The sequence below is a fragment of the Tateyamaria omphalii genome (assembly GCF_001969365.1).
GTDB classification, from domain to species: Bacteria; Pseudomonadota; Alphaproteobacteria; order Rhodobacterales; family Rhodobacteraceae; genus Tateyamaria; species Tateyamaria omphalii_A.
The window spans coordinates 462,917-486,823 of record NZ_CP019312.1 but is presented as its reverse complement, the minus strand read 5'-3'; the positions used below and the strand labels follow the sequence as shown (position 1 = coordinate 486,823).

Here is a 23,907-nt window from a genome sequence, read left to right as displayed (position 1 = left end):
AGCATATGCTCGATACAACTCATGCGGACCAAACCCAAGCGTTTCTAGACCGTTTCGGTGAGGCTTTGGTCGATGGTGACATTGCCGCGGCATGCGACATGTTCACTGATGATTGCTATTGGCGTGATCTGGTCACGTTTACCTGGAACATCAAAACCGTCGAAGGTCGGGACCAGGTGGAGGACATGCTGAAACATCAGCTTGTCACGACCAAACCGTCCGGCTGGAAAATCGCAGAGGGCGAGATGCCGACCGAGGAAGGTGGCGTCACAACCGCCTGGATCGAGTTTGAGACAAGCGTTGCGCGCGGGTATGGCCTGGTGCGCCTGAAGGAAGGCAAGATTTGGACCCTGCTCACCACAATGGTCGAGCTGAAGGGCCATGAGGAACCTGCTGGCGACAACCGCGCGCTTGGCGCCAAGCATGGCGCCGGCAAGAACCGCGAGACCTGGGCTGAGGAGCGGGCGCGAGAAGAAGCAGAGCTTGGCTACAAGACGCAACCTTATTGCCTGATCATCGGCGGCGGTCAGGGTGGTATCGCGATGGGAGCAAGGCTGCGCCAGCTTGGGGTGCCCACCATCATCGTGGAGAAGAACGACAAGCCCGGCGATAGCTGGCGCAACCGCTACAAGTCGCTGTGCCTGCATGATCCGGTCTGGTACGACCATCTGCCCTATATCAAGTTCCCCGAGAACTGGCCGGTCTTTGCGCCCAAGGACAAGATCGGCGATTGGCTGGAAATGTACACCAAGGTGATTGAGCTGAACTATTGGAGCCGAACCACCGCCAAATCCGCCAGCTTTGACAATGCCAGCGGGACATGGACCGTTGTGGTAGACCGCGATGGGGCAGAAGTCACACTCAAGCCCACACAGCTGATCATGGCGACGGGCATGTCCGGCAAAAAGCGCGTACCCGACTTCCCGGGCATGGACATGTTCAAGGGCGTGCAACAGCACTCGTCGGAACACGATGGCCCGGATCAGTGGACCGGCAAGAAGGTGGTGGTCGTGGGCTCCAACAACTCGGCCCATGACATTTGTGCCGCTCTTTGGGAACATGATGCGACTGTTACTATGGTGCAGCGCTCCTCAACTCATATTGTACGCTCCGAGACGTTGATGGATGTGGGGCTGGGAGCTTTGTATTCCGAAGACGCCGTGCGCAACGGTGTGACCACCGAAAAGGCCGACCTGATCTTCGCCTCACTGCCCTACGCGATCCTGCACGAGTTCCAGATTCCCGCTTATGCGGAGATGAAGGAACGCGACAAGGATTTCTACGACGGGCTCGAGAAAGCCGGGTTCTGGCTCGATTGGGGCGATGATGAAAGCGGCCTGTTCCTGAAGTATCTCCGTCGCGGCTCGGGCTATTACATCGATGTCGGTGCCAGCCAGTTGATCATCGACGGTGAAATCAAGCTCACGCGCGGTCAGGTGGAGCGGCTGGACGAGACCGGTGTGATCCTTGATGACGGTACGCATCTGGCGGCCGATCTTGTGGTGTATGCCACCGGCTACAACTCGATGAACGGCTGGGTTGCCGATCTGATGGGCCAGGAGATGGCCGATCGCCTCGGCAAATGCTGGGGCCTGGGGTCGGACACCACAAAGGATCCGGGCCCCTGGGAAGGCGAGCAACGCAACATGTGGAAGCCGACGCAGGTGCAAAACCTGTGGATGCACGGCGGCAACCTGCATCAGTCGCGGCATTACTCCCAGTTTCTGGCGCTGCAAATCAAGGCCGCGATGGAGGGAATCGACAGACCAGTTTATGGCTTGCAAGAGGTGCACCACTTTAGTTGAGGGACGCGTTGACCCATTGAAAACAGGCCGTGCCCCAAAATGGAGGGCGCGGCACAATTGGCATTTGGGTCAGTTATGTCTGTCGTCAGGGTTTCTGGGACCAATGGCGGCCTGAACTGAGAGAGGGTCTGGCTCATCTTGCTGGTTTGATTATGCGGCGTGGTGGCGGTGATCCAAGCGGCGCTTTGAGTGTTGTCCGTTTGATCCTGTCGCGTTTCTGTAGAATGGCTTTGTCGCGTCCGAAGTAGACTCCAGCGGCTGTGACGTTGCTGAGGCTCTCGCGGAAGCGCTGATGGATGCTGCGATGCTTCCAAGGTCAGCCGGGGCTCAATTGACTCCACGGACGACAAAGTTGTAATTTTAATGCGCAGATCTGAGTGATGTGGCAACTATAGTTCCTTCGCGCTTCAAATAGACGCCTGCTGAAGTCGCATGTTTTCATCCTGCGAGGCGGAACCGATTTCGGCGAGGCTCGCCATGACTGGGACGACGCGAAAAGACGCGCAGCTAATTGAACCTGATGAATTGCCCACTTGGGTGCCGGGAAAAGTTCTATGCGAAAGCAAGGGGCTCGGCTGGAAGGATGTGTCGCAACGGACCTATCGCTACAATGGGCAGGACGTACACATTCCGCCGATGAACACATTCATGATCGTGCAGTACCGCAAGGGCGACACGCCGATGGATCGGCAGTTTGACGGGCGTTGGACGCGTACTCAGTGCGGGCCGGGGCAATTTTCGCTGTTGTCGCATGCAATGGAGTCGCACTGGAATTGGACTGAAGGGCTGGTGGTGTCGCATCTCTATCTGACCGACGCGTTGATGACCCGCGTAGCGCGCGATATTCGGGCAAGAGATGTCAAACGGGTCAGGCTGCATGATGTACTGCAAGGCCGCGATCCAGTGGTCAGTCATATCGCTGACCAACTTACCATAGAGGCCGCCAAAGAAGGTCCCGGAGGGCGGCTGTACGCAGAGGCCCTGTCGGTGCAACTTGCAGTGCACCTCCTGCGCAACTACGCGTCGGTCGACAGCCACCCTCTTGCATCGGGACGGTCGGGGCTGTCGCAAAGACAGCTTGCCATGTTGGAAGAGTATATAGACGCGCATATGCATGAAACGCTCACTCTGAGCGAACTTGCGGGCGTTCTGCACCTGGGCGTGTGGACTTTTAATCGCCAGCTTCGCAAAAGCGTGGGTCTGCCCGGCTACGCCTTCGTACAGCACAAGCGGATAGTGCGCGCCTGCGCCATGCTACGCGATCCGGGACGCGCGATGAAAGACATCGCCGCTGCGTGCGGCTTTTCAGATCAATCGCATATGAGCCGCAGCTTCCGCAAAGCCATGGGCGTAACACCCGGCCAGTTCCGCTTAGGGCACTGACGGGCATCGCACCACCTCTGCCCGTATCGTTCAAAACTTACCTCGCGATCTTACAAGACTGCCCCTGCCGCCTAAAGCCAAACTTGGTGCGCGGTGGATTCGGACTTGGAATTCGAAACCGGAGGAGGTCGCCGGAGAAACCGGCTGCTGCCGCAGTGGAGGACAATATGCTAGACGCACAAAAAGAGACCGTTTCGACGGCTCGCAACCCCGTGCCTGCGCAATTGGATGCGCTGGTGATCGGGGCCGGGGTCGCCGGACTCTATCAATTGCACCAGCTCCGTCAGATGGGTCTCAAGGCGCATGCCTGCGACACCGCCACAGACGTAGGCGGGACCTGGTACTGGAACCGCTATCCCGGTGCCAAATTCGACAGCGAAGCCTACATCTACCAGTACTTGTTCGATGAGAAACTCTACAAGGGTTGGACCTGGAGCGAACGTTTCCCCGGACAGCCAGAGATCGAACGCTGGCTGCATTACGTCACCGATGCGCTCGATCTGCGGGGTGACATGTCGTTCTCGACCACGATCACCAAGGCTAAATTCAACGAAGAGACGGGACGCTGGCGGGTCGAGACGGATCAGGGCGATATCATCGACACCCAGTTCCTCATTGGTTGCACCGGAATGCTCTCGGCCCCGCTGGAGGACCGGTTTCCGGGCCAGTCCAGCTTCAAGGGACAGATCGTCCACACCGGGCGCTACCCCAAAAGCGGGCTTGATATCGAGGGCAAGCGCGTTGGCGTGATCGGTGTGGGTGCCACCGGAATTCAGGTCATACAGACCATCGCATCACAGGTTGGCCAACTGACCGTCTTTGCCCGCACACCCCAATACGTGCTGCCGATGAAAAATCCGAAATACGGGCCGGACGAAGAAGCCTGGTACAAGAGCCGCTTTGACGAGTTCAAATCGAACCTACCGCATTCATTCACCGGCTTTGAGTATGATTTCGAAAACACCTGGGCTGATCTAACACCGGAGAAACGACTTGAGGTGCTAGAGGACACTTACGCGGACGGCTCGCTGAAGCTGTGGCTCGCCTCTTTCGCCGAAATGTTCTTTGAGGAAGAGGTCAGCGCCGAGATATCGGAATTTGTTCGCCAAAAGATGATCGCGCGGCTCAAGGACCCCAAGCTGATCGACACGCTTGTGCCCAAACCGGGCGACTATGGGTTCGGCACCCATCGCGTGCCTTTGGAGACCAACTATCTCGAAACATTCCATCGCGACAATGTCGAGGCCGTCAATGTCCGCGACAATCCAATTGCCGAAATCGTGCCCAAAGGCGTAAAGCTGGAGGGCGGAACGGTTTATGAGCTTGACGTGATCATCATGGCGGTCGGCTTTGATGCGGGCTCGGGCGCGCTGGCGCGTATCGACATCAATGGTCGCGATGGCCTCAACCTGGCGGAAGAATGGCACAAGGACATGCGCACCACGCTGGGGCTGCAGAAATTCGGCTTCCCGAACCTGTTCATGACCGGTGCACCCCTCGCACCGGCGGCGGCCCTGTGCAACATGACCACCTGCCTGCAACAGCAGACCGAGTGGATCACGCGTTGCATCGATGATCTGCGCAAGAGTGGCAACGACGTGATTGAGCCCACTGAGGAGGGTGAAGCAGCCTGGGTCGCGCATCACGACGAAACCGCCGACGCGAACCTCATCTCAAAGACCAGATCGTGGTATACTGGCTCCAATGTCGAGGGCAAACCGCGCAGAGTGCTGTCTTACACCGGCGGTGTCGGAGCCTATCGCGACAAGTGCGATGAAGAGGCCAAAGGCGGCTATCCGCTCTTTGCGATGAGCAAGGCCAAAGCGCCCCAAGACGCCTGATCTCCAAACAAACAACGCCCTGCGCCAGCTTAAAGCGCTGGCAGCAGGGCAAACATCAATCAATGGGAGGACATTGTTATGAGTCATGAATTCAACGCGGACGCCATCCTAAATGGCGTCGTAAACTCCAGCCCGGGCGTCCCCGGTGTCGTCGCAATGATCACGGATCGCGACAAGAACATCTATGAGGGCGCGGCCGGGGTGCGCCGGACGGATGGCGACACGCCTATATCAACCGACGACGCCTTCGCGATATTCTCAACCACCAAGGCGATCACCGGTACAGCAGTTCTGCAATTGGTCGAAGAGGGCAAATTGGACCTGAACGCGCCTGCGAAAAACTATGCGCCAGACATCGGCAAATTGCAGGTGATCGACGGGTTTGACGCCAATGGGGAGCCGCAGCTGCGCGCGCCTAAGCGGGACATCACAACCCGGATGCTGATGCTGCACACGGCGGGTCTTGGCTATGACTTTTTCAGCGAGACCTATAACCGCCTGGCCGAAGAGAAAGGCCAGCCCAGCGTCATCACCGCCTCGAAAGAGTGCCTGATGACCCCACTTCTATTCGATCCTGACGAGAGCTGGGAATATGGGACCAACATCGATTGGTGCGGGCAGGTCGTCGAAGGCATCACCGGGCGGCGCTTGGGCGAAGTCTTCCAATCGCGCATCTTCGAGCCACTTGGCATGATCGACACCACTTTCGAGTTGAACGATACGCTCCGCAAGAAACTGGCCGGGATGCATGCGCGCGGCGAGGATGGCAGTTTGACGCCGATGGATTTCGAGCTGCCCGACACACCAGAGGTCCATATGGGGGGCCATGGCCTTTATGGCACGGTCGGCGACTACATGCGCCTTATCCGTATGTGGCTGAACGATGGTGCGGGGGAAAACGGACGCGTGCTGAAGCCGGAAACGGTCGAGATGGCGGTGCAGAACCATCTGGGCCAGCGTAAGATCACTCCTTTCAAAGGGGTCATCCCGTCGCTTTCAAACGATGCAGAATTCTTCCCCGGCCAGCCCAAATCATGGTCCTACACCTTTATGGTCAATGATGATCAGGCGCCCACCGGCCGACCTGCCGGGGCAATTGGCTGGGCCGGACTTGCCAATCTGTTCTACTGGATTGACCGGCAGAACGGGTTTGGCGGTTTTTGGGCCACTCAGATCCTGCCGTTTGGCGATGCGGCATCCTTCACCGGGTATATGGAGCTCGAAAGCGCCTTCTACGCCTCGATCAACAAGGCTAAAGCCGCCTGATCCGAAAAACCCCATCGACCGCCACCGCTCGGCGGTCGACCCCCAGAAGCCGCTGCGATTGCCCCTATGTCTCATCTTCGGAAACACCGCGTTCCGGTTCCAAATCGCACGACGTGCTACGAAACCCCGCGGTGTTTTTGCTTGGTTGAAGCAGGCAATCATTTGAGTTGCTCGAGGCAACGGCGGTAAAGTCCCGCAAAACTCCGGCTTGGGACATCCAGCAGCGGCGACATGGCCTGTGCCAATACATCATCGACTTCAGTAAGCGGGCGCACGACATCATCAAAGCTGCCATGCTGGAGCGTTTTGGGCAGACGAAGTCCGAAAATCTTCAGCAGCCCGCGCACCTCATGCGCTAAATCAATTATCTTTTTGATTGGAGCTTTGCAGCAGCTTAACAAAGCGCACATTTCGTGCGGCTGTCGGCTCTTCATGTGAACCAGGCTGAACCATCCTGTCCGCAAAATCTGAGCGATACCCCAAGCATCGCTCTTGTCTGTCTTGTTGCGCAGCGCCGATAGAGCAACATTGGCCTAGCGAGCCTCAATGCAGACGACGTCGAAACCCTCACTCGTTAGGCCGAAAAACAGATGCTGACTCATCTGCCCGCCTCGAACCCAATCAAAATGATCGGACGCGGGAAGCGTGCCAAACGCTTGGTGATTTCGCAGACATCGCATGCCAGCGCGCGCTGAAAGGCGACGGCACCTCTGGCATCAACAATGCGCAATGCGCACGACCGCGGCGCCACATCCAGTCCGGCAACGCATTCCATCATCTTTCTCGCTTGCTCACAGTTTTCCCGTGATCCTAACGGGAGCTCGACCTTACTTAGGGGTCAGCCCAATTGCGCATGCTTTGGGCGACGGCGGGTCATCCTGTTACCATATCCAGAGCGGTTCGCAGTTCGAGACCAGATCGGGTCAGGGTCGCCTCGTGGTTTTTGCGTCAATGCGTTCTTTTCAATTCAACCTACTCTTTCGTGAACGAGCGTCATCGAAGCATACTTCAAGCGGCCATAAACGCCAAAATTTCCTTAGTTTTCAGAATGTCATTATTGGCAGATGTCACGCAAGCCGTGACTATTTCCAGAGGTTATACCCCTCATTCAGAGTAAGAATTTCCAAAGACGCATCGCCTCCACACTTGGTGAGACGGCGGAGAGACCAGCCTCCTGGTTCGATCTTCGCCATACAGCAATCACTTGCGGAGCCTTGCTATGCTATCCGAAATTCTTGCCAGCTTGCGCGCCAGACTGCTGACATCTTCGTCACTGGCCCAAGAAACCGTCCGCGACGGACAAACCCTGACCAACGGCTTTTTCCAAAGCGTCGTGGTCGACAACACACCTGCCTTCATCCTGAACAATGACCTGGCCCGGTTCCTGAACTTTGGTCAGGTCGAAACCAATGATGCGGCCTCCGCCGTATCGGTCGACGCGGACGATGTTCAGGTCTTTAACTTCCGCTCGGGCAGCATCGACGCCAATGGCGCTGACGCCACCGGCATTGAAGTCACGGACGGCTCCAGCGGTGACATCCGCAACTTTGGCAGCATCGCTGGTGAGCAGAACGGCGTTGAATTCGGCGGCGCGAACAGCTCGGGCACGCTCGACAACTTCCGCGGCGGCGTGATTTCGTCTGACAGCCGCGCTGTGGAGATCGAAGGCGAAGGCATCAGCGTTCGTAACTTTGGCAACATCATCGGGACCAGCAATCAGCGCAACGGTACCATCTACACCAACGCCACTGCCGAAAACGTCAGCATCGGCAACTTTGCAGGTGGCACAATCGACGCCGGTGAAGGCAACGACGGCGCGGGCATCTCGTTTCAGGTTGGCGACGAGGTGGGCGATGTTGTGTCCAATTCGGTGTTCAACGGCTTTGGGGCGACAATCCAGGGCCGTGGTCAGGCTGCCGCGAACACTCCCGGTGCGGGCGATGGCATTCGGATCAACAATGGCGCTGAAGGCACGGTGTCGGACACTGACATCGTCAACAGTGGCCTGATCTCATCCGAGAGCAATCAAGGTACGGCGGGCGGTATCCGCATCGCAGATGGCGTTGCCGCCGAAGGCCGCATCCTCAACACCTCGACCGGCACCATCGAAGGGGTGCGCAACGGCCTTTACATCGGTCATGGCGAACACGATCTGGACGTTCTGAACTTTGGCACGATCCAATCGGACAGCCGCGCGGTAAACATCGACGGATCAGGTGTCGATCTGATCAACGGTGGCGACATCCTGGGTACGGACAACCAGCGCAACGGCACAATCTATGCCGATGACACCGCGCGGGACTTTTCGATCAACAACCTGGCTTCAGGAACAATCGACGCCGGCCAAGGCAATCAGGGTGCGGGCATCTCGCTGTCTTTGGCCGAAAATGGCAACGGAGACGTTGAAATCACCAACGCCGGTACAATTGCCGGGCGTGGCGAAGGTGCCGCCGGTGCGGGCAATGCGGGTGATGGTATCCGCCTCGAAGGTGTTCGCGTGGACGGCGGATTTGCTCCGGCGCTGTTTGAAGGTGTGATTTCCAACGCGGGTTCCATCACATCCGAAAGCAACCAGGGTACAACCGGCGCATTCCGGGCCGTGAATGGTGCGAACTTCCGCGGCGAGTTCGTCAACGAGGCCACGGGCGTCTTTGCTGGCGTGCAGAATGGTGTCTACTTCGGCACCGGCGATCATACCGGCGGGTCTTTTGTGAACCGTGGTCTGGTGTCGTCTGACAGCCGTGCGCTGAACATCGATGGCATCGGTCTGAACGTCCTGAACGAAGGTACGATCCTTGGGACTGGTGATCAGCGCAATGGCACCGTTTATGCGGACGGCACTGCCGACACCTACACCTTTACCAACAGGGGTCTTGTCGATGCGGGCGAAGGCAACGACGGTTCCGCCGTGTCGCTGCAAACTGGTGATGTGACCGGTGACGTCGTGTCGGCCGCCGTTGTCAACAAAGGTACCTTGCAAGGTCGGGGTGATGCGGTCGAAGGCAACACTATCGGCGACGGTCTGCGCCTTTTCAGCAACGAGGAAGACGCGAGTTTTGCCGGTCTGGTTCAGAACGAAGGCATTATCGCCGGGTCCGAAGACAGCGACGCAGCCGCAGGTATCCGGATCGATGGTGGCCTCAACCTTCTGGGCGCGATCATAAACGAAGGCGAGATCACCGGTACTGTGAACGCCGTCGATGCGCGCGAGGCGGGCGATGTGACTTTCGTCAACGATGACGAAGGTGTGGTAAATGGTAATGTGTTGCTTGGTGATGGCGGCGACATCGTTGTGGATCTCGGTCAAATCAACGGTGTCGTCGACGGCGGTGCGGGCGATGATGTTCTGATTGCAGGTGACGGCGACAATGTGCTTGTCGGTGGCCTCGGCAATGATTTCATCGAAGGCGGCGACGGGTTCGACACAGCTGATTTCTCGGATTTCGACGTGGCCGTGACGGTCACATTGGATGAGAACGGCAACGGTACGGCCACCCGTGAAACCGGGTTCTCCGTTTCGGTGCAGGACGTTATCGTTGATCCCAGCTTTGTGGATCAGGCTCTTGCCGGAAACTTCTACTACAACGTCCACACAGCCGACTTCCCCGGAGGTGAGATCCGTGGCCAACTGTTCGTTGTCAGCGATACGGGCCAAGGCCATAACCGCGTGATCGAACTGGCGGGATCGCTGGACGCGGCTCAGGAACCTGACCCAACCTCCGACAGCAAAGCCACAGGCCAGGCCACATTGACCATCTCGTTCAACGAGCAGGGCGACGTTCTCTATTCGTCCGAGCTGAGCGTGACCGGTCTCAACGAGGCGGACCTGCAAACCCCGGTTCCGGGTGCAGTATCGGCCATCCACCTCCACAACGCTCCGGTCGGCATAAACGGCCCAATTGTTCAGGACACACTTGTGGACGCAGGCGGCGTGATCGACGCGCTGGCGGCATTGGGTATCTCCGGTGCGGACGTGATCGATGAGGTGGTCGAGATTGACATCCTCAGCTCGATCGAACGCGTGGTCGGCTCTGGCGATATCGACACGATTGACCTGAGCGCTTTCAACGGCGTGACCATCGATCTGGACGTGAACACGCCTCGACCTGGGCCCGCGTCCCAAGACGGTGTCATCCGCGTCGATGGCGAGGTTGTGGCCGAAGTCGCGGACTTTGAGAACGTCCTGGGCTCGGGTGGAGATGACCTGATCCTCGGCAACAATGAGATCAACGTTCTCGAAGGGCTGGGCGGCAACGACAGCATCCACTCCTTCGGCGGCGCGGATACCATTGATGGCGGCGACGGCATCGACACGGCCCTGTTCTCTGCCGGTGGCGGTGTGGTCGTGGACCTGGACGAAGACGGCAACGCCATCGCTCAGATCAACGCGCATGAAGGCGCCTTGATCGACACGGTTCTCAACTTTGAGAACATCAACGGGTCGAACAATGCGGGCAGCGGCAATGGTGGCGCCGACATCCTATCAGGCAACTCGGGCGCCAACGTGCTTAACGGTCAGGCGGGCGATGACGTCCTGAACGGTGAAGGTGGCGATGACATCCTGATCGGCGGCCAGGGATCTGACACTTTCACCTTCGAGGGTATGTTCGATGACGACGTCATTAACGACTTCGAAGTGGGCGTTGACCGTTTGGACTTTACCGACTTTGGCAACGACTTTGCCGATCAGATCGAAATCGAAGACGGCGACAACGGCACGCTTCTGACCTTGGGCGACTACGGGTCAGTCCTGCTGGCTGGCGTGAACGACTTCGACTTCGACGACGACTTCGTCGGCTAATCTCCCGCAAGACACAGGATGGCGGCGCGGGTCGCCATCCTCCTATCACCCTGAAAAGAGATCACCCAAATGTTTCAGAAAAAATCCGCCGTCACATCCGCATGGAGCGCGCTGCGCCCCGGATTTCTGTCCATCGGCTTCTTCAGCCTGATTTTAAACGTCCTCATGCTCGCCGGGCCGCTCTACATGCTGCAGGTCTATGACCGGGTTCTGACCAGCCAGAACATGGATACGCTGATTGCGCTTACCATCCTGCTGGTCGGCGTGTTTGTGGTGACGGGTCTGCTCGACCTGATCCGCATGCGCATTTTGGGCCGGCTTGGTGCGCGGTTTGAACTAAACATCGGCGCGCCCATCCTGCAATCTTCCATCCGGCGGCGTGTGCAAGGGAACACCCAGTCAGAAAACCCGGCAGCGGATGTGAACGGGCTGCGTGATTTTATCTCCGGTCCGACGCTGATCGCCTTTTTCGACGCGCCGTGGATCCCGCTGTATCTTGGGGTGCTCTATGTGCTGCATCCCTATCTCGGTGCGCTTGGCCTCGCTGGCGCGCTGATCCTTACGATCATGGCCCTGATCAACAACGCGCGGTCCTCTGACGTGATGCAAGACGCCAGTGCCGCACGCGCCAGGTCCGACAGTTTGTTCACCGCAAGTGAACAGAACGCAGAGCTTGTCCACGCGATGGGTATGACTGGTGATCTCGCCCGTCGCTGGACAGCTCTGCAACATGATGCCCACCGCCTGAAAGCCCGTGTCGCCGACCGCATCGCGAGCTTTTCGGTGCTGTCCAAGACGATCCGCATGGCGCTGCAATCGGGTATGTTGGGCCTCGGGGCCGCTTTGGCCGTCGCAGGCGAGGCAACGGCCGGTGTGATGATCGCGGCGACGATCGTGCTGTCCCGCGCTCTGGCCCCCATTGATCAACTGATCGGGCAATGGCGGACATTCCTGGCCGCCCGCGGATCCTACAAAACCCTGCGCGCCCTGTCTGAAACCTATCCCCAAGCGTCCAAACGCTTGTCGATGCCGCGCCCGCAAATCTCGCTGAACGCCGCGATTGCGCAGGCCGGACCACCATTGGCAAAGAACGCTACCATCGGCGGGATCGAGTTTGCTCTGTCCGCAGGCGATGTCGTCGCCGTGATCGGCCACAGCGGCTCGGGCAAGTCGACGTTGGCGCGTATGCTTGCCGGGATCTGGGTGCCGCAACGCGGTGCCATCCGCCTCGATGGGACCCCGATGGACAAGTGGGAACCCGCACAGCTGGGCCGCCAAGTCGGTTATCTGCCACAAGACGTGCAGCTGTTTGACGGCACGGTCCGCGAAAACATCGCGCGGTTCTCGACCAGTATCGACGACAGCAAGGTGCTGGCGGCGGCCACGGCTGCAGATGTGCATGGGCTGATCAGCGGCCTGCCCGATGGCTACGCCACCGAGATTGGCAACGGTTTTCACCTGTCGGGCGGTCAGCGTCAACGGATCGCGCTTGCGCGCGCTCTTTATGACGATCCGTTCATTCTGGTACTGGACGAACCCAACTCGGACCTCGACGGCAAAGGCGAGGCAGCGCTGCGCGACGCCATTCGCAGGGCCAGTGCCCGGGGTGCCATCACGTTTGTAATGACCCACCGTCCGAGCACGCTGGAGGCCGTCAACAAGGTCCTGACCCTCAGCAAAGGGGCGCAAACCGGCTTCGGCGACAAGGATGACATCCTGCGCCCGCGCCAACAGACGCCTGAAATGCCCCAGTCGGCCGCCGCACAACTGGCAGCACGGCGCGCGAAAGCCCCCGCTCAAAAAGGAGCAGCACAATGACGCACGCACTTACACCCGCCACCCCGACTTCGGTCCTGCGCCTTGAGGATTACAACCGCATTCAACCCAAGACCGACGGGTCCGGCATCAAAGGCTTGGTCTTTTTCGGCCTGTGTGTCGTGTTCTGTTTCGTCGGTGGTGCTGCGTATTGGGCGAGCGCGTCGAAACTCGACGGCGCGGTCGTCGCCCCGGCCTTCTTCGTGGTTGAAGGCAACCGCAAAACGGTCGAGCATCTGGATGGCGGAATTGTCCGTACCATCGCGGTCCGCAATGGTGATCTGGTTAAGGCGGGGCAAACCTTGCTAGAACTCGACAGCACCGATCTGGACGTCGATCTGGACGTGATCAAAAGCCAACTCAGCGACCTGATGGTGCGCCGTGCCCGCCTTCTGGCACAGTTGAACGGCAAGGACCGCTTTGACGAACAAGACGTGGGTGCATCGCTGAGCGTGCCAATGGACCAGTCCGAATGGGCTGCGGCCTACACGACGCAAAAGCTGCTCTTCGATGTGGAACGTCGCTCGCGCATTGCAGAACAGGCGCTGATGGATCAACAGGTTTCGAACCTGCAGGATCAGGTGCAAGGGCTTCAGGCACAGCGCCTTTCCAACACGCGTCAGTTGGACATCACCCGTCAGGAGCTGGGCAATCTGGAAACATTGCTCAACAAGGGGCTCGTAGCGGCGGCCCGTGTCAACGGGCGACGGATCGAGGTTGAGCGTTTGAACGGTGTTGATGCCACGCTCGCCACGCAAGAGACCCAGGCGCGCAACCAGATCAATGAATTGCGGCTTGCCGCGATTGGCACACAGACGCTGCGCGACGAAGCCGTATCCGGAGAATTGGCGCAGGTCGAAGCGTCGCTCACCACACTTGCCCCGCAATACATCGGCGCACGCGAACGGTTGAAGCGTGTCGCCATCACCGCGCCCGTCAGTGGCCGCGTGGTTGAGATGACTGTGTTTACAACTGGTGGCGTGGTACGTCCTGGCATACCCATCCTCGACATCGTTCCAGTCGACCAACCTTTGGTGGTCGAGGCGCGTGTGAACACCGCCGACATCGAAAAGCTGCATGTCGGTCAGTCATCTCGCGTGCGCCTTTCGGCCTTTGATCAGGGTGATGCGCCCGAAGCCGAAGGGCGCATCATCGACATCTCAGCCGATAGCCTGGAGGACGACCGAACGGGCCAGTTCTACTACCTGGCGCGGATCAAACTGAACCAGACGCAGACGAATGATATCGCCGCGCTTGATCTGGTGCCGGGGATGCCCGCAAACATCTTCGTCAACACCGGGGAACGCACGGCCCTCAGCTATCTCGCGCAGCCATTGAGCGAGCGGCTGGCCCGGACGTTTATCGAATGATGGACAGGTCACGCCCCGAAGGTGGGCGTGACCCCTTTGGGCGGATTGCGCTGGATATAGGCCCCGATCTTGGCCAGCAGCGGTTTTCGCGGGCAGTTCAGACGAGACGCGGCGCCAAGGTTCCTCATGTTGCCGGGCGCCTCGAACGGGACGAATGACAAAGGCCAGCCATCAGCCCGAAACTGCTCGGCGGCCAAACCCGAAACAATTGTGCAATCGTCTGTATGACATATATGCCGACAGATCGTCTCGAACCGCAAAGCCGTCAGATCGAACCGTTTTGCTGCCCGGGCGTGGCGATCCGGCCGGGGCAATCGGTTTTCCAATTCATAGCCAAAGGAATGGGGCAACCGGATAAAGTCGTGCATCGGCACCTCCTCGGGACAGATAGAGGACAGGGTTTCCAGCGGGTGCCCACGGCGCATCGCCAAAAACAGCGGTTCGGACCAGATTGATGTAAAATCCAACGTCGGATTGTGATTAAGTTCAGCAACAAGGGCTACGTCAAGTGTGTGATCCTCGACGCGTTTCAGCATATTTTGCGGCAAATCCTCGATCATCGTCACCCGCATTCTAGGGAACAATTCACTGAACAATTGCGAGAAGTACTGGGACAGGTAAGGCGCAAGTGTCGGTGTCAGGCCAATCAGGAATGGCACGGCTTCCGGCTCGCGAAACTCGGTCGCGGCATCCTTTATGCGCTGCGCGCCCACAAGCATCTCATCAGCGATACCGACAACCCTTGCGCCAAATGCGGTGAGCCGCGTTTCACCGCTCGCACGGATAAACAGGTCCACGCCCAGCTCTTTTTCAAGCTTCCGGATTTGGTTGGACAATGCGGGCTGCGACACATGACAGGCCTCAGCGGCTCCGCTGAAACTGCCGAGTCTCGCGATAGCGGCGACATATTCCAGATCTCTTAGATTCATCAAAACTCACAGATGATGTTTGGCTGACACTTATGCCTCTTTTGGATATCGGAAGAAGTCATGTTTGCGACAGGTATGTTACAGGTCACGGCTGTGAACCAACCTTGCGATATCTGGCAGGGTGCTCATCGCAAGCTGAAAACCCAAACGAGAATGAGACATCAAGACCGCCACCGAAGGCAAGTTGGCCGAGGTCAACCCAATCCTGTGTCAGAGCCCTCTGGCGCACAGAAAGGCTGCATGAACCGTGAGTGTCAGGTAGGGGGAAGCAAAGCCTTGCAATATGCGTCCAAATGAGTGCCCTGCGCGGACGTACATGGACCCCGCTACATTGCAACGGTCTGTTCGGTTTTGGAGACGAAGCCGCGATTGCTGACGTACGCCCGGCTTTTTATGGCGGCCCGATAACTCGTTGCCGCGAGCCCCGATGGACTTCCGTTTGCGTCTCCCTCATCGCTCCCAAGGCATTGGTGTCGACCTTGCCGATCCACATATCAGGTTCGAGAAGCAACGGGCGTGACCCTTTCCATCTGCTGGCCGGTCCTGCAATATGCCTGAACATGGTCCTCTGTTTCTCAGTCTTCCTGCCTCAGGACCCATTGATTTCCTCCATGTGGGGTGCTTCACGGGTCGAAAACGGGCGGTGAACATGTTTGCCCTTTTCTGGCTGAATGACGCGCAGATGGCATACGGCAAGCCTGCCAACTTCGATGCCGGGTGTCTTCATTTGGACCGGTGAACGCCTGGCAACAGTGCGGTTTGTCTGCCGCATCGGGATAGACGTTCATGCGATATTTTGCGCGTGGTTCGGGTGATCGACACCGTCTAATCCTTGCAACCGTCAATCACAGTAAATCCCGTGCGACCGCGTGCATATCTGTGGCGACGTGTGTTCAGATGCATTCGTTGCCAATGGGCAGGTATGAGGTCAGTCATACGACCCAACCGGCATCTGACGCGTTGACGTTGCTATAGGATATATTGTTTTTGGCGGAGGCTGTGGGATTCGAACCCACGGGACGCTCTCACGCCCAACGGTTTTCAAGACCGCCGCATTCGACCACTCTGCCAAACCTCCGGTGCGACGTGCTTTAGGGCTGCAAATGCGATTCTGCAAATGCCTACAGCGCCGTGGAAATTTGCCGATCCGCGAATCGCCTGCTTTTCAGAACGTGTCGTTCACGCTATCATCGGGCCAGAACCCTGCATAAGCGGGGCGGCATTCCGTGTCGGACGCGGCACCAAAACAGCCCAAAACAGGGCGCACAGGCAACAGCAGGCAAGGACTTGGTCCATGAGCAGACTTCCATCCCGTTCCACATTTCGCAGCGGCACTGCCGCACTTTTCGCTCTTGGCCTGTTGGCCGGATGCAACGAAAGCGGCCAGTTTGTCGCCATGGACGCGTTCAAACGCTCGAACACATCCGTTGAAGACACGCCAAAACCGGGCGCACCCGTCAAGACGGTCGAGCGTGAAGTCGAAGCGCCCGGCGTGTTTTCGGCCACCGAAGCGGGTCTGTGGGACGGTCGCCCGTCGCTTGGCGGCGTGTGGGTGGCGCACCCGGATGTCACGGACCCCGAGCGTGTGATCATCCGCAACACCGAAAACGACCAGTTCGTTGTGGGCGCGCTGTTCCGCCGCGAGCGGGACATTCCCGGCCCGCGCATTCAGATCAGTTCGGACGCGGCCGAGGCTTTGGGCATGTTGGCGGGCGCACCGGCGCAGCTGAACGTGACGGCGCTGCGCAAGGAAGAAGTGGCGGTTGAGCCCGAAGCAGCGCCTGTGGACGCCGAATCCGTCGCCGCCCCTGCGGAAGTTGCGACCACGACGCTTGATCCCATCGAGAGCGCCGCTGCGGCGCTTGACGCACCAACACCAGCGGCTCAGGGCATTCAGCCCGCCGCGACCATCGAGCCCACCCCTGCCGCCGCAACCGCGGCGCCACCGGCATCCACCCTCGACAGGCCGTTCATCCAGATCGGCATCTTCTCGGTCGAGGCCAACGCCGAGCGCACCGCCAAGCAGATGCGCGGCGCCGGGGTCATTCCAACCGTGAAATCCTTTGAACGCGACGGCAAACCGTTCTGGCGCGTCGTTGTCGGCCCTGCGGGCACCGCATCCGAGCGCAGCCAGCTGCTGGAGACCATCAAGGGCGAAGGGTTCACTGACGCATACGCCGTCACCAACTGATCAGGAGCAACTCACCCGTGATCCGCCCCCTCGCAGCCGCTGCATTGCTGATTGCAAGTACCGCCCTGCCCGTCACCGCGTTCGAGACGCGGGCGACGGCGGCCTATGTCATCGACCACACCACCGGCACCGTCCTGCTGAACAAAAACGCGGACGAGCCGCTGCCGCCCGCGTCCATGTCGAAGCTGATGACGCTGTATATGGCGTTCGAAGCTGTCGAGCGCGGACAGCTCTCCATGACGGACGAGTTGGTCGTATCGGCGCATGCCAACAGCTTCGGCGGCTCGACGCTGTTTCTGAAGCAAGGCGAGCGGGTCACGGTCGAGGACCTGATCCGCGGCATCATCGTCCTGTCAGGCAACGACGCCTGCGTGGTCATCGCCGAAGCGCTCAGCCCCGACGGAACCGAGGCGGGCTTTGCCCGACTGATGACCCGACGGGCGCAGGAAATGGGCATGACCAATTCGACCTTCGCCAATTCCAGCGGCTGGCCTGCCGCCGGGCACCGGATGTCGATGCGCGATCTGGGTCTTTTGTCGCAGCGATTGATCACGGATTACCCCGAATACTATCCGATGTTCTCGGAAACCGAGTTTCTTTTTGACGCGACCGAAAGCTCTAACCGCTTCAACCGCAATCCGCTGCTGACGCTCGGCATCGGTGCGGACGGGCTCAAAACCGGGCACACGCAAGAGGCGGGCTATGGTCTCACCGGATCCGCCAAACAAGGCGACCGGCGCGTGGTTTTCGTAATCTCGGGCATCGACACCGTGGAAGCGCGGGCGCAGGAATCGGAAGCGATCGTGAACTGGGCCTTCCGCCAATTCGCCGAACGCACAGTGGTTGAGGGCGGCACACGTGTGGCCACCGCCCGTGTGTGGGAAGGGGCGGAGCCCGAAGTGGGCCTGGTGCCGCAAGAGGACGTCACCGTGCTTTTGCCCATCCTGTCGGGAAAGACGGTGAACGCCGAAGTGGTCTACACCGGCCCGGTGCAGGCCCCCATCGCGGCAGGAACGACGCTGGGCGAACTTGTGATCCAACCCGAAGGACTGCCCGAAGTACGTGTGCCTCTGTTGGCCGAAGCGGACATTCCCCATGGCGGCTTCCTTGCCAAGATCTCGACAGCCGCGCTGTCCCTGATCGAAAGGTTCAACGAGGAAACCGCTCCTGAAGGTGGCGCGTGACGTCCAAAGGGCACTTTATCACGTTCGAAGGCATCGACGGATCCGGCAAATCCACGCAAGCGCGGCGGCTGGCTGAACACCTGCGCAGCCTGGGACATGACGTGATTCTGACCCGCGAACCGGGTGGCAGCCCCGGCGCCGAGGAAATACGCGCCCTGGTCCTGCAAGGGGACCCGGATCGATGGTCTGCCGAAACAGAACTGCTGCTCTTCACCGCGGCACGGCGCGACCACATGGAGCGCCTGATCCAACCAGCTGTCGATGCGGGCAAAATCGTGATCTGCGACCGCTTTGCCGACAGCACCCGGATGTATCAGGGGCTCAGCCGCGGGGACCTGCGGGGCAAGGTCGATACGCTGCACGATCTGATGATCGGGCGCGAACCTGACCTGACGATCCTGATCGACATGAACCCGGGCCAAGGTCTGGCCCGTGCAAAGGGCCGCCAGGGCACGGAAGAACGGTTCGAAGATTTCGGCACCGATCTGCAGGAAAAGATGCGCGCGGGTTTCCTTGGCCTGGCCAAGGAATTCTCTGACCGCTTCCGCACGATCAACGGCGCGCAGGACATTGACGCCGTCGCTCAGGACGTGCAGGCGGCAACCGCCGCATATTTGTCTTCTTCTGGCTGAAAATACCTCCGGTCGAGGCGCGCATGCGCCCGGGGGGCTGGCCGCCCTCCCACGTCCAATGCTAGGTCACACCCTATGGCCGAAGACACCCCAGACCCGACACGCATTCCCGGTGCGCCACACCCGCGCGAGACGCTTGAACTCATTGGCCAGGACGTCGCACAAAACGCGTTTCTCGATGCGTTCAATTCCAGGCGCTTGCATCACGCATGGCTGCTCACGGGCCCGCGAGGGGTGGGCAAGGCGACGCTCGCATGGCGCATCGCGCGTTTTCTGCTGTCCACCCCCGATCCGGACCCGGATGACATGTTCGGCGCGCCGGTGCCCAACACGCTTGATGTTTCACCAGAGCACCCCGTGGCCCGGCGGATCGCGGCTGGTGCGGATCCGGGCCTCAAATCCGTACACCGCACCGAAAATGAAAAGACCAAACGCCTGCGGGATCAAATCACCATCGACGACATCCGCGCGTTGGGGTCCTTTTTTCAACTGAGCGCCACGGATGGCGGGCGCAGGGTCGTGATCATCGACGCGGCTGACGACATGAACGTGAATGCGGCCAATGCACTTCTGAAAATGCTCGAAGAACCGCCTGCGCGCACCACACTGCTATTAATCTGCCATCAGCCAAGCCGTCTGTTGCCGACGATCCGTTCACGGTGCAGGACCCTGCGGCTTGGTACGCTGGACCCATCGCAGATGGAACAGGCCATGGCACAGGCAGGTGTGGATCCGGGCCCAGACGCGACCGCCCTCGCCGAGCTCAGTGCCGGATCGGTTGGCGATGCATTGCGCCTGTCGCTGCTGGGCGGGCTGCAGATCTACCGCGAGGTGGTCCACCTTCTGGGCACTCTGCCGAACCTTGATCGGGGTCGTGCCCTTGCCTTGGCCGAAGCCGCCGCGGGACGCGGTGCGGAGGAAAAGCTGGACTTGCTGTACACCCTGATCGACGTCGCGCTGTCGCGCCTTGCGCGCACAGGTGCGTTGGGTCACCCGCCAGCCGTCGAGGCCGCACCGGACGAAGCGGCCATCCTGATGCGCCTTGCCCCACATGCGGCGCAGGCCCGCGCCTGGGCACACACGGCGCAAACGGCACTGGCCCGCGCCCGCCACGGCAGGGCGGTCAACCTTGACCCTGCCGCACTCGTCCTAGATACGCTGTTCAAGCTCTCCGAGACGGCCCCCGCCCGATGACCCCAGAAATAACCGACAGCCACTGCCACCTCGACTTTCCGGATTTCGAGGGCCAGCTTCCCGTCATTGTCAAACGCGCGGCCGACGCGGGTGTGACGCGCATGGTCACGATCTGTACAAAGCTGCGGCTGGAACCTCAGGTTCGCGCCATTGCCGAGGCGCACGCACCGGTCTTTTACGCCGCCGGAACACATCCGATGAGCGCGGCGGACGAACCGCTCGCCACCACGGACGAGCTGATCGCCCTCGCCCGGCACCCGAAATTTGTGGGCATTGGGGAAACCGGGTTGGACTATCACTACACGTCCGACAGCGCCGAAATCCAGAAACAGTCGCTGCGCGTCCATATAGCGGCAGCCCGAGAGACCGGCCTGCCACTTATCATCCATGCGCGAGCCGCCGACGATGACATGGCCAGCATCCTGACAGACGAGTACAAACAGGGCGCCTACACCTGCGTGATGCACTGTTTCTCCTCATCGCGGGATCTGGCGCGGGCCGCGCTTGACATTGGGTTCTACCTGTCGATGTCCGGCATCGCGGCGTTCCCCAAAAGCCAGGAGCTGCGCGACATCTTCGCCGCCGCACCTATGGATCGCATCCTGGTGGAAACCGACGCACCCTACCTTGCGCCGCCGCCTCATCGGGGCAAGCGCAACGAACCCGCCTTTACCGCACACACGGCGCGCAAGGGGGCCGAGACGATGGGCGTCGACTACGCCACGTTCGCGGCGCACACGCAAAAGAATTTCGACCGCCTGTTTGCCAAGGCAGCGGCCTACACGGTCGCCGCATGACAGATACGCTGACGTTCACAATCCTGGGCTGCGGCTCGTCCGGTGGCGTGCCGCGGCTGGGCGGCCATTGGGGGGATTGCGATCCGAACAACCCGAAGAACCGGCGCCAGCGCTGTTCCATGCTGGTCGAGCGCACGGGCGATGCCGGCACGACCACGGTGCTGGTCGACACATCGCCCGACCTACGCAACCAGCTTCTCAGCACCGGAACCGGGCGCCTTGACGGCGTCATCTATACCCATGCTCATGCCGATCATGTGCACGGGATAGACGACCTGCGCATGATCGTCTTCAACATGCGCGAACGGCTGCAAGTCTGGGCGGATGGGGACACGCAAGACGACCTGATCAGTCGCTTCGGATATGCCTTTGTTCAACCCAAGGGCTCGCCCTACCCGCCGATCCTGGAACTGAATACAATCGACGGAGATACGGTGATCGACGGCCCCGGCGGCCCCATCACCTTCACCCCATTCGAGGTCAACCACGGCAGCATCGACGCGCTTGGTTTCCGCATCGGCGATGTGGCGTATCTGCCTGACGTGGCCACTATCCCGGATGCGGCGTGGAGCCACCTCGACAACCTCGACATCTGGATCGTCGATGCGCTGCGCCGCGACCCGCACCCGACCCACAGCCACCTGGACAAAACGCTCCAATGGATCGAGCGGGTCAAGCCACAACATGCCATTCTCACAAACATGCACATTGACCTCGACTACGACACCGTGCTGGCCGAAACCCCCAGCCACGTCGAACCTGCGTATGACGGCATGACGGTGACGCGCCCGGTGTCCTGACCGTCTCTGTTTCAGAAAATCCCCGCCGGAGGCTCCTGCCCTCTGACCCCGCCGCAAAGGCCTGATCATGCAAGCGCTCCTCGACGTCATCCTGCCCGTCTTTCTGGTCATCGGGTTCGGGTATGTCGCTGTCTGGCGCGGCTTCTTCACCGAACAGGGCATAGACGGTTTGATGAAGTTTGCCCAAAACTTCGCGATCCCCTGCCTCTTGTTCTCAGCCATCGCAAATCTGGACCTGTCCACGAGCCTGGACCTGCGCTTGCTGACCAGCTTTTACGTCGGCGCGGCTGCGGGTTTTGCCGTTGGAACTGCGGGCGCCTACTACATGTTCAAACGCAACATCGAGGACAGTATCGCGATCGGCTTTTGCTGCCTGTTTTCGAACTCTGTCCTGCTGGGTCTGGCGATCAACGAGCGTGCCTACGGCCCCGAGGCGCTGTCTGGTGCGTTCACTATCATCGCGTTCCATTCACCCTTCTGCTACGGGCTGGGCATCACGGCGATGGAGATTGCGCGCAACCGCGGCCAAAGCCCGCTCACCATGGCCAAGGGCGTTGCAAGCGCCATGTTTCGCAACGTGCTGGTTCTGGCCATCATGGCAGGTTTTGTCGTGAACCTCAGCGGCGTTGTCATCCCGGGTGTCCTGCAGGACGGGCTGGATCTGGTGATCCGTGCCGCACTGCCGACGGCTCTTTTTGCCTTGGGCGGCGTTCTGATCCGGTATCGCCCCGAGGGGGACGCGCGGGTGATCGCGATGGTCTGCGGCATCTCGCTTCTGTTGCATCCGGCGATCACTTTCGTGCTGGGCAACGCGCTTGCCGTACCACCCGACACGCACAAAACCACTGTCCTCACGGCTGCGATGGCACCGGGCGTGAATGGCTATATCTTTGCGAATATGTACGGCCGGGCAAAGCGGGTCGCCGCGACATCAGTGCTGGTTGCGACGGCGTTGACTATCGTGACTGCGTGGATGTGGCTGGTGGTTCTGGGATAGACAGCTTGGCCCGCCGCGCCCGTGCCAACTCGGCGTTCAAAGCGCCACCCAACAACACAAGATAGGCGCTGATGAACAGCCACATCAGCATGACGATGACGGCGCCGATTGAGCCGTAGATTTCGTTGTAATTGCCGAAATTCTGCAAATAGACCGAAAAGCCAGTCGACGCGGCCAACCAGAAGATGACCGCAAACGCCGCACCGGGCGAGATGAGGCGCGGACGTTGGCCAGACAGGTTGGGACCAAGCCGGTAAATCAGCGCGAACCCAATAAGCAAGACACCGATGCCCACGCCCCAACGCAGGAGCTCGACCCCGAAATTGGCCCACGGGCCAAGGGGCAGAAACGCCAGAATGACAGGTACAACAACAATGCAGGCCATCGCGGTCAGGACCACGCCGATCAGGCTGAGGGTCAATAAAAATGCCCTGATGTAATGCGACAGCCCCGATCGGTTTGGCGCGTCGTAGATGGCGTTGAGACCCTGCATGAGGGCGGCCACACCGGCCCGTGCCGACCAAAGGGCAAAGCCGAACGACAATAGTGATGCCCACCCCAGCGTCAGGCCATCGGTCGTCGCAAGCTTGAGCAGTTGCGCAGAGAGCAAAGCGTAGACATCCGCTGGGATCAGCGCCTGAAACTCCTCCATCTGCTGAAGCGCCAACGCAGGATCCCCCACGATCCCCCAAAGGGCAATCGTTGCCGCGATACCGGGAAAGACAGCGAGGATAGCATAGAATGCGACACCTGCCGCGATCAGACCCAAGTGCTTTTCATCATTCAGGCGCACGACATGACGAATGGCGCGCCACCACAATGCAGGATCTTTCGGCGGGACGTTGTTTGTTTCTGACTGGGTCATAAGCGTGGAACGTATGAAACCCGCAATAGTTTCTCAA

17 protein-coding genes and 1 tRNA gene are annotated in these 23,907 nt (G+C 59.8%); 14 read left to right on the top strand and 4 right to left on the bottom strand.

The window, feature by feature from the left end:
* Positions 1-5 precede the first annotated feature (5 nt).
* The 4 genes from BWR18_RS02380 to BWR18_RS02360 all read left to right on the top strand — a co-directional run bounded on the left by BWR18_RS02380 (position 6) and on the right by BWR18_RS02360 (position 6,295).
* Positions 6-1,805 (top strand): NAD(P)/FAD-dependent oxidoreductase, encoded by a 1,800-nt coding sequence (locus BWR18_RS02380; protein ID WP_076626536.1) that lies wholly within the window; start codon positions 6-8, stop codon positions 1,803-1,805.
* Between the two features lie 477 nt (positions 1,806-2,282).
* Positions 2,283-3,188, top strand: a complete 906-nt coding sequence (locus BWR18_RS02370) for a helix-turn-helix domain-containing protein (RefSeq protein ID WP_076626535.1) — start codon at positions 2,283-2,285, stop codon at positions 3,186-3,188.
* A gap of 167 nt (positions 3,189-3,355) precedes the next feature.
* A complete protein-coding gene (locus BWR18_RS02365; RefSeq protein WP_076626534.1) occupies positions 3,356-5,029 on the top strand; it encodes a flavin-containing monooxygenase in 1,674 nt (557 codons plus the stop codon).
* A 78-nt stretch (positions 5,030-5,107) separates the two neighbouring features.
* Positions 5,108-6,295 carry a serine hydrolase domain-containing protein gene (locus BWR18_RS02360; protein ID WP_076626533.1) on the top strand — a complete coding sequence of 396 codons (1,188 nt, stop codon included), beginning with the start codon at positions 5,108-5,110 and terminating at the stop codon, positions 6,293-6,295.
* A 158-nt stretch (positions 6,296-6,453) separates the two neighbouring features.
* Here the strand turns inward: BWR18_RS02360 and BWR18_RS21550 are convergent, their stop codons facing one another.
* Positions 6,454-6,729, bottom strand: a complete 276-nt coding sequence (locus tag BWR18_RS21550; protein ID WP_157598625.1) for a hypothetical protein — start codon at positions 6,727-6,729, stop codon at positions 6,454-6,456.
* A 785-nt stretch (positions 6,730-7,514) separates the two neighbouring features.
* Here BWR18_RS21550 and BWR18_RS02345 point away from each other — a divergent pair.
* From BWR18_RS02345 to BWR18_RS02335, 3 genes are all read left to right on the top strand, one after another.
* The gene (locus BWR18_RS02345) at positions 7,515-11,096 is read left to right on the top strand and encodes a beta strand repeat-containing protein (protein WP_076626530.1); all 3,582 of its coding nucleotides are present in this window, start codon (positions 7,515-7,517) and stop codon (positions 11,094-11,096) included.
* A gap of 69 nt (positions 11,097-11,165) precedes the next feature.
* Positions 11,166-12,914 (top strand): type I secretion system permease/ATPase, encoded by a 1,749-nt coding sequence (locus tag BWR18_RS02340; RefSeq protein WP_076626529.1) that lies wholly within the window; start codon positions 11,166-11,168, stop codon positions 12,912-12,914.
* Positions 12,911-14,281, top strand: a complete 1,371-nt coding sequence (locus tag BWR18_RS02335) for an HlyD family type I secretion periplasmic adaptor subunit (protein ID WP_076626528.1) — start codon at positions 12,911-12,913, stop codon at positions 14,279-14,281. The genes BWR18_RS02340 and BWR18_RS02335 overlap by 4 nt, the downstream gene beginning before the upstream one ends.
* An 8-nt stretch (positions 14,282-14,289) precedes the next feature.
* On the opposite strand, the gene BWR18_RS02330 is transcribed toward BWR18_RS02335, so the two are convergent.
* Both BWR18_RS02330 and BWR18_RS02325 read right to left on the bottom strand, forming a co-directional pair.
* Positions 14,290-15,210, bottom strand: a complete 921-nt coding sequence (locus tag BWR18_RS02330; protein ID WP_076626527.1) for a LysR family transcriptional regulator — start codon at positions 15,208-15,210, stop codon at positions 14,290-14,292.
* Positions 15,211-16,198: 988 nt separating this feature from the next.
* Positions 16,199-16,288: transfer RNA gene (locus BWR18_RS02325), tRNA-Ser, on the bottom strand.
* A 216-nt stretch (positions 16,289-16,504) separates the two neighbouring features.
* Between BWR18_RS02325 and BWR18_RS02320 the strand changes: the two genes are divergently transcribed.
* From BWR18_RS02320 to BWR18_RS02290, 7 genes are all read left to right on the top strand, one after another.
* Positions 16,505-17,401: an SPOR domain-containing protein gene (locus BWR18_RS02320; RefSeq protein WP_076626526.1), complete on the top strand. Its 897-nt coding sequence runs from the start codon at positions 16,505-16,507 to the stop codon at positions 17,399-17,401.
* Between the two features lie 17 nt (positions 17,402-17,418).
* Entirely contained in the window at positions 17,419-18,585 is a 1,167-nt protein-coding gene (locus BWR18_RS02315) for a D-alanyl-D-alanine carboxypeptidase family protein (RefSeq protein WP_076626525.1), read from the top strand.
* Positions 18,582-19,217 (top strand): dTMP kinase, encoded by a 636-nt coding sequence (tmk, locus tag BWR18_RS02310; protein WP_076626524.1) that lies wholly within the window; start codon positions 18,582-18,584, stop codon positions 19,215-19,217. The genes BWR18_RS02315 and tmk overlap by 4 nt, the downstream gene beginning before the upstream one ends.
* Before the next feature lie 75 nt (positions 19,218-19,292).
* Positions 19,293-20,411, top strand: coding sequence for a DNA polymerase III subunit delta' (locus BWR18_RS02305; protein ID WP_076626523.1), 1,119 nt, complete (start codon positions 19,293-19,295; stop codon positions 20,409-20,411).
* A complete protein-coding gene (locus tag BWR18_RS02300) occupies positions 20,408-21,208 on the top strand; it encodes a TatD family hydrolase (protein ID WP_076626522.1) in 801 nt (266 codons plus the stop codon). Before BWR18_RS02305 ends, BWR18_RS02300 begins: the two co-directional genes overlap by 4 nt.
* Complete coding sequence (locus tag BWR18_RS02295) at positions 21,205-22,008, top strand: MBL fold metallo-hydrolase (protein ID WP_076626521.1); 804 nt, start codon at positions 21,205-21,207, stop codon at positions 22,006-22,008. The genes BWR18_RS02300 and BWR18_RS02295 overlap by 4 nt, the downstream gene beginning before the upstream one ends.
* Before the next feature lie 67 nt (positions 22,009-22,075).
* On the top strand, positions 22,076-23,005 hold the full coding sequence (locus BWR18_RS02290) for an AEC family transporter (protein ID WP_076626520.1): 930 nt from the start codon (positions 22,076-22,078) through the stop codon (positions 23,003-23,005).
* Here the strand turns inward: BWR18_RS02290 and BWR18_RS02285 are convergent.
* A complete protein-coding gene (locus BWR18_RS02285) occupies positions 22,965-23,870 on the bottom strand; it encodes a YihY/virulence factor BrkB family protein (protein ID WP_076626519.1) in 906 nt (301 codons plus the stop codon). The genes BWR18_RS02290 and BWR18_RS02285 overlap by 41 nt on opposite strands.
* Positions 23,871-23,907: the final 37 nt, after the last annotated feature.